Genomic DNA, 13,005 nt, shown 5'->3' with positions numbered 1-13,005 from the left:
GCGGCCTTCACTCTTGATCCTCCAGCCCCTTGCGCCCGATCCATTGGGCGACAAAGACAAGGGCGAAAGACACGAACAGGATCAGCGCGGCCATTGCCAGCACCGATGGAAATTCCTTGGGAAAGCGCAGTTGCCCCCAGATATACATCGGCAACGTCGGATCGGTGCCGGTCAGAAAAAACGCCATGATGAATTCGTCAAACGAGATCGTGAAGGTGAGCAGCAGGCTTGCCACGATGCCCGGCAGGACCATCGGAAAGGTCACGCGCCAAAAGGTCCACCAGCCGTTTTCCCCCAGATCAGCCGAGGCCTCTTCCATCGACGGATCAAAGCCCTCGAAGCGCGGCAAGAGCGTGGCCACGGCAAAGGGCAGGCAGATAATGAGATGCCCCAGACCCACCGTATAAAGCGAGAGCGGCACGCCCATCCGGCTGAGCAGCACCAGAAGCGCCACGCCGAAAATGATCCCCGGAATGACCAGCGGCATCATGATGAAGGTCACAAGCGCGCCCTTGCCCCGCATCCGCGTGCGGGTGATCGCGCGGGCCGCCATCACCCCCAGCACGGTCGAGATGACCGAAACCACCAGCCCCACTTTGACGCTGTTCCAAAGCGCATTCCACACCGGCTCGCGCGTCCAAAGCTCGCCGTACCATTGCAGGGTAAAGCCCTGAAGCGGGAAGCGGACATAGATCGAGTCGTTAAAACTGAAGAGCGGGATGAACAGCACCGGCACATAGAGCACGATCAAAAACAGCACCGCGTAGAGTTGCAGCGCGCGGTTCGGGCGCTTGATATAGCTGCTCATGTAATGCGCCCCTGCACTTTGCGTGTGACAAGCAGAAACACCAGCGCCAGCGCCGCAATCCAGAACATCAGGACAATCGACAGGGTGGCCCCCATCGGCCAATTGTTGACCGCGCCGAATTGCAACTGGATAAGATTGCCGATCATCGCCCCATCCGGCCCACCCAAAAGCGCGGGCGTGATGTAATCGCCAGTGGTCGGGATAAAGATCAGGAACGAGGCCGCGATCACCCCCGGCATCGACAAAGGCAGCGTCACGCGGAAAAATCGCGCCATCGGCCCGTCGCCCAGATCGGTCGCGGCTTCCAAAAGAGAGCGGTCGATCTTTTCCAGCGACACATAGAGCGGCAGAATCGCAAAGGCCGCCCAGGCATGGGCCAGCGTGATGATGACCGCCGTGGGGCTATAAAGCAGGAAACTGAGCGGTGCCTCAATGAGCCCCACCGACATCAGCCCCGAGTTAATGACACCTTCGTAGCCAAGGATCACCTTCCACGCGAAAACCCGCAGCAGATAGCTTGTCCAGAATGGCAGAGTCATCAGGATGATCCACAGCATCTTATTTCTGTGGACATGAAAAGCCACGAAATAGGCCATGGGATAGCAAAGCAGCACCGTAGCCACCGTGGCCAGGCCCGACATCCAGAACGACCGTAACATCAACGTGCCGTAAATCGGCTCATTCCAGCTTCGGATATAGTTGTTGAGCGTGAGCGTGGTGTCAAAGCCAAAGCCTTGCCGCGTCCAGAGGCTGATTACCAACAGAATGACAAAAGGCACCACGATGCCAAAGGTCATGATCGCGAGCGTGGGGCCCATCATCAGATAGCCACGCGCGCTTTCGCTGCGTTGGAACAGGCGCAGAATGCGCGACCCAGAGGCGCGAGGGGGCCTGTCCGCTGTCCGGCTTTTGGGCAAAGAGGTTTCGGCCATTCCTGCGCGCACTCCTCAGGGGCTGGATCAAGAGGCCCGCCCGCCGGGGCGGACGGGCGGTGCGGGCAGGGTCAGAACCCGGCCTTGATCTGCTCGAAGAGCTCGTTCATCTGGGTTTCCCATTCCTGCGTCTGCGGCTGCTGGAAATGCCCCGCATTCAGGATTTCGACCGGGTTTTTGCTCAGGCCCAGCCCGGCCAGCGTCTCTTCCTCGAACTGGTCGAACGCCTTGCTGTTGGAATGGCCGTACCCCCAGTCGTTGATCATGAAATGGCCGGTTTCGACGCTGAGCAGGGAATCGATCACGTCATAGGCGCGGTCAAGATTGGGCGCGTCCTTGTGGATCATCACGCCGCAGACCCATGTCAGCGCGCCCTCTTTGGGCCGCGCGAATTTGACAGGGATGCCCTCGGCCTGCAGCAGCACCGCCGAACTGTTCCACGTCATCGAGGCCACCATCTCGCCAGCGGAAAGCGCCTGTTCGAGCGTGGTCGTATCATCGGTATAAAGGCGCATCAGCGGGCGCTGTTCGCGCATCACGGCGGCGATTTTGTCAAAGGCTTCGGGTGTGTCGATATTGGCGAAATCAATGCCAGCCTTGATCGCCCCGCACCACCACGCATCCCCGCCCGAGGCCAGCGACCCCAACCGCCCAGCATAGCGCGGGTCCCACAGGATGTCCCAGCTTTCCTCGCCCTCCAACTCCACCAGATCAGTGCGATAGGTGATCGAGGTCTGACCCCAATCAAAGGGCGCCATCCAGACCTTGCCCGCCTCGGCACCATTGCCGGGCAGATCGACCAATTCAGGGATCACATCGCCCCAATTGGCGACACGCGCGGTGTCAATCGGCTGGAATAGCCCCGTCTGCACCCAGCGCGGCATCGACTGGTTGCAAGGGTGCGATACATCCACCACGAACCCGCCCCGCATCTTGGTCAGCGCCTCTTCCGAGCCGCCGAAAATGGCGAAATTCGGCAGGGTGCCGTTTTGCTCCTGATAGGGGCCAAACAGTTCGGGGATGTCATAGCCCCCCATGTGAAATAGGTGGCCTGCTCACCCTCAGAGGCCATGGCCCGGCGCGCGGGCAACGGCACCGTTGTCATCGCCACCCCTGCCGCCAAAAGGCCCTTGGTGAATTTCCGCCGACTTAACTTGCCTTCGCGCACAGCACCCAATTGGTCCAGAATATCCATGTGGTCCCAGTCTCCCCTGTTGGCGCGGACCCACCTATGGGATGGGCCCCGTCACACAATCGTTATGGTTCATGCGCCATAGCTCAGGGCTGTTGACATTTTCCGTCGCTCGGGCATGTCATTGAATGGTCATTCAATCATTTCAGCCATTGGGGAATCGAGTCAAGCGTTTTGCTCGACCTGCCCCGACCGGGAGTGTCGGGCAGACCCGGAGTGATCAAGGATCAAGCGGCGCGGCCGCCTATTTCGAGGGAGACAAGGAATGCGCGACAACACCGGAATCATCCGCCTGCATGCCAATGGGCCAGACGGGTTGACGCCCGTCGCCGTTGATCCGGCAGAGTTTGACACCCCGCCAGAGGCGCAGAACCTGCATATCTATTTTGCCGATCCGGCACTTGGTCTTAACGTGGGCGTCTGGCAATCGGCCCCGATGCAAGAGGCGTTCGGTCCCTTCCCCGGGGATGAGTTCATCGTCATGCTCGAGGGCGCGTTTGGCCTGCGCGATGGCGCTGGCACGGGCGTGGGCGTGGGGGCCAAGGCGGGGCAATGCGCGGCAATTCGCAACGGCATCCCGGTCAGTTGGCACCAAGACGGGTCTGTCAGAAAATTCTTCATGACCTACAACGATCCTCGCGCCGCAGCGCCGCAGGACCTGACGGCAGAGGGCGGCTTGACCACGCTCTCGCCCGAAATGACGCTGACCGATGCCGAATTGATGGAAGACACCAGCACGCCCCAGCGCGACCGCATCCTCTTTAGCAATGACCTTGGCAATTTCGATGTCGGCCTTTGGGATACGCAGGTGCTGAACACTGAATTAGAGCCGTTCCCCTATCACGAAATGGCGCAGGTTCTGGAGGGCGAGGTGTATCTGACCGAGGCAGATGGCACACGGCATCATTTCACCGCCGGAGATGTGTTCTTTATCCCTGCAGGCACGCCCTGCATCTGGCATGTGCCCAGCTACCTGCGCAAATTCTACGCAGCCCTTGATCCCGAGAACCGCCCCGACGGCTGACACGATCCATTACGCAGGCGGCGCAGGCAGCAGCTCCGGCACCAGCCGCGACAGACAGAGCTTGCTCGCCGCCAAGGCGTGCATGCGATCATGGCTCTCGGGCGCCAGATGCAGGCGCTGCCAATAGCCATCGGTCAGCGATTCCATCCATTCGGCCATTTGATCCGCATCGCTGCGACAGCTTTCGGGCAAGAGCGCCGCCCAGATGCCCGAGAGCGCCCTATGCCGCCGTGCATCGAACTCGGCCGCGACCTCGGCATAGTGCCCGGTGAAACGCAATTCGCCCCAAAAGGCGAACCACAGCGGCAGCACATCGGGGCCACAGGCCTCGGCGCTGAAATCCGCATCCAGCAGCGCCATCAATCGGTCGAGCGGGGCATCGCCGGTCTGTTCCAAGGCGCGCATCCAGAGATTTTCATAGCCTTCATAGAGATCGCGCAGGGTTTCCGTGAGCAGCCCGCTTTTGGAGGTGAAATAGAACACCGCCACGCCCTGCGATAACCCCGCCTCATCCGCCACCGTCGCCAGCGTGGTCTTGGCCAGACCATGCGTCAGGATCGACCGCCGCGCCGCATCCAGAAGCTGCCTGCGGCGGCGTTCGGCATTCTCCTTGCGCTCTTTTCGCGGTTTTCTGGGCGTCGCGTCGGTCACATTTGCCCCTTTGTGCGGTGGTTTTTCCATCCATGCCACAGGCCGCGCGGCACGTCAGCCCAAATTTATTTATTTGAGCGCTCAAAAAAACTTTACGAGAAAATCCGCTTTGGCTAGGATGATCACAGGAGCAATGCCATGCGACCCCAATCCTCATTTGATGCCATCATCATCGGCGCGGGCCATAATGGCCTTACCGCTGCCGCTTATCTCGCGCGCGCCGGGCGTCAGGTGCTGGTGGTGGAAAAGAACGACTGGATCGGCGGCGCAGCGGTCAGCCGGTCGCTGCACGACGGATGGACCTATTCCAACTGCTCGTATGTCTGCTCGCTCTTGCGGCGCGAGATTGTGCGCGATCTCGACCTGCCGAAATACGGCCTTCAGGTGATCCCCTATGAGGGCGGGGCGAGTTTCACGCCAGACGGCGATTATTTCGCCTATTACTCGGATCACGACGCCTTGCAGCGCGAAATGGCCCGCCATTCGCCCCGCGATGCCGATGCCTATCCGCGCTATGCACAGATGATCATGCGGCAATGCCGGTTCATCCGCCCGTTCCTGTTGCGCGATGCCCCTGATCCCGCCTCGCTTCATCCCCGTGATCTGGGCGAGATGGCCTATATGGTGAAACGGGCGCATGGGCTGGGGCGGCGCGAATTGGCTGAAACCCTGCGCTTTTGGACCATGTCGATCGGCGATCTACTGGACGAGCATTTCGAGAGCGATCTGATCAAGGCGCATCTGGCAGGCTCGGGCATCATCGGCACGGGGCTCGGGGTCTATTCTCCGGGCACCGCCTATGTGCTCTTGCATCATTACATGGGCGATATTGACGGCGGCATCGGAGCCTGGGGCTTTGCCCGGGGGGGCATGGGGGCGATTTCCAACGCCCTTGGTGCGGCCTTTGAGGCGGCGGGCGGCACCATTCATATTGGCGCAGGCGTGGCGCAAATCCTTGTCAAAGAGGGCCGCGTGACCGGCGTGGCGCTGGAGGATGGGCGCGAGTTCCACGCGCCGGTCGTGGCGTCGAACATGGATGTGAAATGCACGTTTCTGCGCCATGTCGATCGCGCCGCCCTGCCCGAGGACTTCACCCGCGCGGTAGAGCGATTCAAGATCCGGGGGTCTTCTGCCAAGCTCAATATCGCGCTTGACCGCCTGCCCGCCTTTCCCGCCGCGCACGCAAATGCCAGCTTCCTGCGCGGTGATCTGCATGTGTCCCAAAGCCTTTGGGAGTTGGAGCGCGCCTATGATGACTGGAAGGCCGGGCGCTGGTCCGCGCGCCCCTATATCGACATGCTGATCCCCAGCCAGATCGACCCGACCATGGCCCCGCCCGGCAGCCATATGATGACGGTCTTTGTGCAATACGCGCCCTATGACCTGGTGGCAGATGGCCAGCGCAGCGGCCAGAACTGGACAGATACCGCACGGCACGCGCTGGCCGAGACGGTGCTGGATCAGATCAGCATCGCCTGCCCGGATATCCGCGACCGCATTCAGCATATGGAGATCCGCTCGCCGCTCGAATTAGAGACAGAGGTGGGGCTGACCGAGGGCAATATCTTTCAGGGTGAGTTGACCTTTGATCAGCTTTTCTTCAACCGGCCCGTGCCCGGCTATTCCGGCTATGGCTCGCCCATCAGGGGGCTTTATCTTTGTGGCTCGTCCGCGCATCCGGGCGGCGGGGTGATGGCGGCGCCGGGGGCCAATGCCGCCCGCGCGATCCTGCGCCGCGAATGGCCCCGCGCCCCGCGCAAGGGCTATGCCGCATGAGCGCCATCCGCACCTTTGACAGCATCGTGATCGGCGGCGGGCTGAATGGTCTGGTGGCCGCGGGCGTGCTGGCGCGGGCGGGGCAATCTGTGTGCCTGCTAGAACGTGCAGCGCATCTGGGCGGCATGGCCGCCCCCGGTGCCAGCGGCGCGCCGCGCATGGCGCACCTGCTTTATAACCTCAGCCCCGTGGTGCGCCGCGATCTGGGCTTGGGTGCCCGCGATTGGCCGTTCGAAACTGCGGCCTTGCCCACGGTGGCGCTGTCCGAGGATGGCCGCCATGTGGTCACGCAGGGCGCAATCGCGCGCTTTGTCGATGGCAGCCCCCATCCCGATGCGGCGGCTTTTGCGGCGCTGCACGAACGCCTGACCGCCTATGCCGCGCTCTTGCGACATCTGGCCGAAGCAGCCCCGCCGGGGGGCGATGCGCCGATCCTCTCCTCGGCACGGCTGAAAGAGGTGTTGCGACTGGGCCGGGTCGGCCTTGGCCTGCGCCGCATGGGCAAGCCCGAGATGCGGCGGTTCCTGCAAATCCTGCTGTCGAATGCCTATGATCTTATCCTTGATGACATCCCCGACGGCCCGCTTGCGGGCCTTTTGGCGGCGGATGCGGTGCGCGGGGCTGCGGCGGGGCCACGCGCGCCCGGCACGGTCTTTGGCCTGCTTTACCGCATGGGGCATGGCGGCGGTGCCAGCCTGCCCATGGGCGGCATGACGGCGGTGATCGACGCCTTTGCCGGGGCGGCCGGGCGGGCTGGGGCGGTGATCAAGACGGGCTGCGGTGTGGCGCGTATCCTGACCGATCAGGACCGCGTGACCGGCGTGATCACCGACCGGGGCGAGACACTCCATACCACCCGCGTGCTGAGCAGCGGCGGCGCGCGCATGACCGCAGAGATGGCCGGGCTCGCGCATTTCGACATCGAAGCCACGCGCCGTCTGCGCCACATCCGCGCGCGCGGCACGGTGGCCAAGATCAACCTGACCCTTGACGCCCTGCCCACCATCCCCGGCCTGCCTGATGATCTGCTCTCGGCCCGCCTCGTGATTGCGCCCTCCGCATCTTACGTCGAAGAGGCGTTCAACCCGTCGAAATACCGCGAAACCTCGCCCCATCCGGTGATCGAGGCGCTGTTGCCTGGTCAGACAGACCCTGCACAACGGGGCGCGCAAGGCCATGCTCTCTCGCTCATTGTGAACTATGCGCCGGTCGATTTGGCGGGGGGCTGGGATGACCCCGCGCGCGATGCCTTGCTCCAGACCACGTTCAACACGCTTACCCGCTACGCCCCCGGCCTGTCCGACCTTGTGACCGGTGCAGAGGTGATCCCGCCCGATCAGATCGAGGCCGAGACCGGCGCACCGGGCGGGCATTGGCACCATGCAGAGATGAGCCTTGATCAGCTTCTTGCCCTGCGCCCCGCCATCGGCATCGGGCGTTATGGGATGGGTCCATCGGGGCTTTTTCTCTGCGGGGCCTCCGCCCATCCCGGCGGCGATCTGATGGGGCTGGCGGGGCGCAACGCGGCGCACGCAGCCCTACGAGGCGCGCCATGAGCATCGCCACTGATCCCAAGCTGGGCCTGATCGACGGGCCGGTGCATCCCCGCCTCGCGCCGCTCAACCGGGCGCAGGGCTGGTATGGCTGGGCCGGATACGCCGCACCAAGCCTGCTCGATACGGTGGAGTTCGAATATTTCGCCCTGCGCAACCAAGCCGCGCTCTTTGACGTCTCACCCTTGCATAAATACCGCATCACCGGGCCGGATGCGGCGCGCGTTCTCAACCGCCTTGTCACCCGCGATGTGACCAAGATCCCCCTGCACCGGGTTGGTTATGCGATCTGGTGCGATGAAGAGGGGATGGTGATCGACGATGGCACGCTCTTTCACCTTGGGGCGGAGGATTGGCGGCTCTGCTGTCAGGAACCGATGCTGACATGGCTCTTGGATGCGGCCTGGGGCTTTGACGTGGATATTCTTGACGAAAGCCGCAAGATTGCCGGGCTGGCCCTGCAAGGGCCGACCGCCTATGCAGTGCTGCGCGCGGCCGGGCTGGATGTGGGGCATCTGCGCCCCTTTGATCTGGCCGGGGTGGAACCGGGGCTGATGATCTCGCGCACCGGGTTCACCGGCGACTTGGGATATGAGCTTTGGACGGCGTGGGGCGATGCCCTGCCCCTCTGGGACCGGCTGTGGCAGGCGGGTGAAAACCTTGGCCTGCGCGCCATCGGCTATGAGGCGGTGAATATCGCCCGGATCGAGGCGGGGTTCATGGTCGCGGGCGTCGATTTTCAGCCCGCCCATGCCACGGAACGTCTGCACCGGGGGCACACCCCGATAGAATTGGGCCTTGGCCCGATGGTCGATCTCACCAAAGGGCATTTCAACGGCCGCCGCGCACTTTTGGCTGCCAAACCCCGCAGCCTCTTGATGCGGCTCGATGTCGAGGGGTTCAAACCGGCGCAGGGCGCGCTGGTCTATCACGCCAAGCGGCGCGAGGTGGGGCATGTCACCTCGGGTGTCTGGTCCCCCACGGCCAAGCGCAATATCGCCCTTGCGCATGTGCGGATGCCTATGGCGGCGCAGCACCCGAGCAATCTCTGGGCCGAGATTTACACGCTGGAAGAAGGGCAATGGGATCGCCGCATGGCACGGCTGACGCCGGTCAAATCTGCCTTCTTCCGCCCGCCCCGCGCCCGCGCCACCCCGCCCGGCAACACCTGAATTCCGACGGAGATGACATGAACACACATGCAAACACCCCTGCCCCCGATGATCTGACCCTCTGGGATCGCACGCATAACCTGCACCCCTGGACCGGCATCCGCGACTGGCGCAAATCTGATCTCTTGCGGGTCAACACCGCGCAGGGCATCCATATCTGGGACAGTACGGGCAAGCGCCATATCGACGGGCCGGGGGGCATGTGGTGCGTGCAGATCGGGTATGGCCGGGCCGAGATGGCCGAGGCGATTGCGGCGCAGGCCATGGCGATGCCCTATGCTTCGCCTTGGTCCTTTACCACCGAACCCGCCGCCCTTCTGGCGCGCAAACTGGCCGAGCTGACCCCCGGCGACCTCAACACCGTGCATTTCACTACCGGCGGCTCGACCGCTGTCGATACCGCCATCCGGGTCGTGCAATTTCTCAACAACCGGCTAGGTCGGCCCGACAAGAAAATCGTGCTCTCGCGCGAAAAGGCCTATCACGGCTCGACCTATCTGGCGGCAACCGTGACCGGCAAGGAACGCTTCAAGACAAGGTTCGACAAGGCCGATGATCTGGTGCGGTTCTTGCCCGATGTGAACCCCTACCGCCGCCCCGCAGGGATGAGCGTGGCGGATTGGGGTGATCTCAAAATCGCCGAGTTCGAGCAGATGATCGCCGAGGTTGGCCCCGAGCGCATCGCCGCCTTTATCGCCGAACCGATCCTGTGTTCCGGTGGCGTTGTCGTACCGCCCCCCGGCTATCACCAACGCACCCACGAGATATGCCGCAAGCACGACATCCTCTATATCTCGGACGAGGTTGTGACCGGCTTTGGCAGGCTTGGCCATTGGTTCGCCTCTCAGGATGTGTTCGGGTTCACCCCCGATATCATCACCTGCGCCAAGGGTCTTACCTCGGGCTATGTGCCGCTTGGGGCCTGCATCCTGTCCGATGCGCTGATGGAGCGTTTGGCCGGGGTCGAGGGCGATGATGTGTTCTACAACGGCTATACCTATTGCGGGCACCCCGTGGCCTGCGCCGCCGCCCTCAAGAATATCGAGATCATCGAGCGCGAGGATCTTCTGGCGCATGTCCGCCGCATCACCCCGCAGTTTCAGGCGCGGTTGCGCGCCATCGGCGAGAGGTTTGACATCGTGGGCGACGCGCGCGGCATGGGCCTTTTGGGCTGTCTCGAATGTCGGCCCGACCTTAGCGACGAAAGCTATGCCAAACACCTGCAATTCGGGGCCAAACTCGATGCCGCCTGCGAGGCGCGCGGCCTTTTGTTGCGGCCTTATGGCAATATGGCGGTGTTCTCGCCGCCGCTGATCATCACCACAGAGGAGATAGATGAAATGTTCGATATCATGGAGGCGGGGCTGACCCAACTCAGCGCCGAATACGATGGTTGAGATCGCGCGCCTCAAGGCGGATACCGATCCGGGCACGGTGGCCAAGCGTCTGCTGCAAGACGGCGGCGTGGTGGTTGAAAACGTGGCAGGCTCAAACTTGCTTGACCGGGTCACCAGTGATCTGCGCGGCCCGTTCGATCAGCAAGGGCACAAGTTTGCCAATGATTTCAACGGCTACAAGACCCGGCGTTTGGGCAGTATCCTCAAGATTTCCGAGGCGGCGGCGGATATTCTGGCGCATCCGCTGGTGATGGAGGTGGCTGACCGGGTGCTGAAACGTCACTGTGTCACCTATCGCATCGGGTCTTCGACCGCGATCGAAATCCTGCCGGGCGAAAAAGCGCAGGTGCTGCACCGCGACGATGATTTCTATCCGATCCGCATTCCCGGTGTGGAATTCCAGATTTCCGCGATGTGGGCGCTCGACGATTTCACCGCCGAGAATGGCGCGACGCGGGTTGTCCCCGGCTCGCAGGATCTGCGCCCGATCAACAGCATCACCGACGACCAGATCACCCAAGCCGTGATGCCGCGCGGCTCGGTGCTGTTCTACCTTGGGGCCACGGTGCATGCAGGTGGGGCCAACCGCGCCGCTGCGCCGCGCAAGGGGTTGATTACCACCTATTCGCTGGGCTGGCTCCGGCAAGAGGAAAACATGTATCTCTCAGTGCCGAAATCCAAGGCCGATGCCTATCCCGATGACGTGCGCCGCTTGTTGGGCTATCAGGGCCACGGCCGCAATCTGGGCGTCTATCCCGGCGATCCAGATGGCTATTGGTTCGACGCCTGAGCGCCCATGTCAGCCCGGTTTGCGGCCCCGGATATGGTGCGGACAATGCTCGCCCGATTGCACGACCGGCACCATCGCGGTCCATGTCTCGATCTGATGCGCGATAAACTCCGCGCCGTGCCGCGCCTCCCATTCGGCGCGGCGTGGGCCTGACAGCTCCCGTAATTCGGCCGCTGCCACCTCGGCATACCATGGGCTGCGATCCACCAGTGCGACATCGGCAAACCCCGCCGCCGCCAGCGCCGCGCGGTAGCGCGCCGGTGACGCCATGGCAAAATCGAGCGCCTCAAGCGCGATGTAATGCGCCATCTCGGGCGAGGGCGCGCCGTCATGCGCGCGCAACCAGTCCGAGGCGGCAAAGACGCCGCCCGGTTTGAGCACGCGAAACACCTCGGCTGCCAGCGCCTCCTTGTCGGGGATATGGATGATCGAATCCTTGGAAAACACCACATCAAAGGTTTGATCTGGATAGGGAAACGGCCCCGGCGTGACCTTGTCTATAGTGATCTGTCCAGCCAGCCCCGCAGCTGTGGCACGGGCGCGCGCGGCAGCGCAAACCGGGTCTTCCACGTCGATGCCGGTGACATGCGCCGCGCCGTGATCGCGCACCATGAGCACCGCAATCGCCCCCGACCCACAGCCAATGTCCAGCACCTTGGCCCCTGTCAGATCGACCCCATCCAGCACCCGCGCCACCTCGTCCTGGCCACCGGGCGACAGAAACCCCTCACCCCAAAGGTCTTCGAGAAAACCGATATGGCTCTGATCGTAGAGAATATCCTCAGACATGAGCAGCCTCCGACTGAATACCCGTTCAATGGAGTATTCCGCGAAGTGGCCCCTCAGACAAGCCCCCGCTCAGAGCTGTCCCGCCGCCTGCAACTTTTCCCATGCAAAGCGCAAATAGCTGCTGCGAAAGCTGTGACCGCCCGGATGCAGGCAAAAATCGAGCACGTCGCCCGTGGCGTTGCGGCGGTTCTGACAGGCGAGATCCTCGAATTCAGTCTCGCCAGTCGGGGTGAACCCGCCCAGCGCCTGATACATGTCCAACGATTCGGCCACATCGCCCTGCCGCGTTTCCAGAATGGGGCGCCCGGCCAGCGGCACTGTCGGGTCAGTCGTGCCGTGAATATGCACAAGGCTCGCCGCAGGCGTGGCGCAGGTCTCGGGCGGTTTCATCCAAAAGGTTCCGGCAATCGCCGCAAAGCCCGCGAAACGCTCAGGCATGGTGCAGGCGAGGTTCCAGACCATCATGCCGCCCGCAGAAAACCCTGCTGCCATCAAGCGCTTGGTATCAATCGGAAACCGGCGCGTGGCATCCTCGATCACCGCCTCGACATAGCGAAATTCCACCGATCCGTCGCTGTCCATATGGCGCGGCGCATAGGGAATCACCCAATCGTCATCGGCGGATTTGAGCGCGATGAGTGCGAGCCCCATGTCAGACACCACCTGACGCAGGTTCTGGTTCTGCATCACCGCCGCCGCCGAACCACGATAGCCATGGGCAAAAACCACCGCCCCCACCGGGCTGCCTATCTGTCCTTCGGGCATGGCGATGCGGTAATGCCGATCGCCCAACTGACAATCTGTATCGGGCCCACAGGCCCAAGCAGGCCCCGTAAGTGCCGACAATGCCAACAAAATTGCAAGAACCCGCATCGCACTCTCCTTGAACCCGCATGCCTTATCCTGTCGTCAAACCTGACA

General features: G+C 62.7%; 12 protein-coding genes. 6 read left to right on the top strand and 6 right to left on the bottom strand.

Features of this window, described 5'->3' with window-relative positions; all coding sequences use genetic code 11:
- Nucleotides 1-7: 7 nt before the first annotated feature.
- The 3 genes from ACLGGT_RS14015 to ACLGGT_RS14005 form a co-directional block, all read right to left on the bottom strand.
- The gene (locus ACLGGT_RS14015) at nucleotides 8-808 is read right to left on the bottom strand and encodes an ABC transporter permease (protein WP_008280284.1); all 801 of its coding nucleotides are present in this window, start codon (nucleotides 806-808) and stop codon (nucleotides 8-10) included.
- Complete coding sequence (locus tag ACLGGT_RS14010; RefSeq protein WP_008280283.1) at nucleotides 805-1,740, bottom strand: ABC transporter permease; 936 nt, start codon at nucleotides 1,738-1,740, stop codon at nucleotides 805-807. The genes ACLGGT_RS14015 and ACLGGT_RS14010 overlap by 4 nt, the downstream gene beginning before the upstream one ends.
- 71 nt (nucleotides 1,741-1,811) lie before the next feature.
- Nucleotides 1,812-2,777, bottom strand: a complete 966-nt coding sequence (locus ACLGGT_RS14005) for an ABC transporter substrate-binding protein (protein ID WP_437196594.1) — start codon at nucleotides 2,775-2,777, stop codon at nucleotides 1,812-1,814.
- A gap of 420 nt (nucleotides 2,778-3,197) precedes the next feature.
- Here ACLGGT_RS14005 and ACLGGT_RS14000 point away from each other — a divergent pair, with 420 nt between their 5' ends.
- The gene (locus ACLGGT_RS14000) at nucleotides 3,198-3,956 is read left to right on the top strand and encodes a cupin domain-containing protein (protein WP_437196592.1); all 759 of its coding nucleotides are present in this window, start codon (nucleotides 3,198-3,200) and stop codon (nucleotides 3,954-3,956) included.
- Nucleotides 3,957-3,965: 9 nt separating this feature from the next.
- Here ACLGGT_RS14000 and ACLGGT_RS13995 read toward each other — a convergent pair whose 3' ends face one another.
- Nucleotides 3,966-4,607, bottom strand: a complete 642-nt coding sequence (locus ACLGGT_RS13995) for a TetR family transcriptional regulator C-terminal domain-containing protein (RefSeq protein ID WP_437196590.1) — start codon at nucleotides 4,605-4,607, stop codon at nucleotides 3,966-3,968.
- 138 nt (nucleotides 4,608-4,745) lie between these two features.
- On the opposite strand from ACLGGT_RS13995, the gene ACLGGT_RS13990 reads away from it, so the two are divergent.
- From ACLGGT_RS13990 to ACLGGT_RS13970, 5 genes are read left to right on the top strand one after another with little or no spacing between them, the layout of a single operon-like run.
- Entirely contained in the window at nucleotides 4,746-6,383 is a 1,638-nt protein-coding gene (locus ACLGGT_RS13990) for a phytoene desaturase family protein (protein ID WP_437196588.1), read from the top strand.
- A complete protein-coding gene (locus ACLGGT_RS13985; protein ID WP_437196586.1) occupies nucleotides 6,380-7,939 on the top strand; it encodes a phytoene desaturase family protein in 1,560 nt (519 codons plus the stop codon). Before ACLGGT_RS13990 ends, ACLGGT_RS13985 begins: the two co-directional genes overlap by 4 nt.
- Nucleotides 7,936-9,108, top strand: coding sequence for an aminomethyltransferase family protein (locus ACLGGT_RS13980; protein ID WP_081508235.1), 1,173 nt, complete (start codon nucleotides 7,936-7,938; stop codon nucleotides 9,106-9,108). Before ACLGGT_RS13985 ends, ACLGGT_RS13980 begins: the two co-directional genes overlap by 4 nt.
- A gap of 17 nt (nucleotides 9,109-9,125) precedes the next feature.
- Nucleotides 9,126-10,505, top strand: a complete 1,380-nt coding sequence (locus ACLGGT_RS13975) for an aminotransferase (RefSeq protein ID WP_081508234.1) — start codon at nucleotides 9,126-9,128, stop codon at nucleotides 10,503-10,505.
- Entirely contained in the window at nucleotides 10,498-11,295 is a 798-nt protein-coding gene (locus tag ACLGGT_RS13970) for a phytanoyl-CoA dioxygenase family protein (protein WP_422002042.1), read from the top strand. The genes ACLGGT_RS13975 and ACLGGT_RS13970 overlap by 8 nt, the downstream gene beginning before the upstream one ends.
- Nucleotides 11,296-11,304: 9 nt before the next feature.
- Here ACLGGT_RS13970 and ACLGGT_RS13965 read toward each other — a convergent pair whose 3' ends face one another.
- Nucleotides 11,305-12,084 carry a methyltransferase domain-containing protein gene (locus tag ACLGGT_RS13965; RefSeq protein WP_437196583.1) on the bottom strand — a complete coding sequence of 260 codons (780 nt, stop codon included), beginning with the start codon at nucleotides 12,082-12,084 and terminating at the stop codon, nucleotides 11,305-11,307.
- Between the two features lie 69 nt (nucleotides 12,085-12,153).
- Nucleotides 12,154-12,957 carry an alpha/beta hydrolase family esterase gene (locus tag ACLGGT_RS13960; protein ID WP_437196581.1) on the bottom strand — a complete coding sequence of 268 codons (804 nt, stop codon included), beginning with the start codon at nucleotides 12,955-12,957 and terminating at the stop codon, nucleotides 12,154-12,156.
- Between the last annotated feature and the right edge of the window lie 48 nt (nucleotides 12,958-13,005).

The organism is Roseovarius sp. MS2, assembly GCF_051447875.1.
Classification (GTDB): Bacteria; Pseudomonadota; Alphaproteobacteria; order Rhodobacterales; family Rhodobacteraceae; genus Roseovarius; species Roseovarius mucosus_A.
Note: the sequence above shows the minus strand (reverse complement) of the source record. Positions and strands in the feature narration are given on the sequence as shown.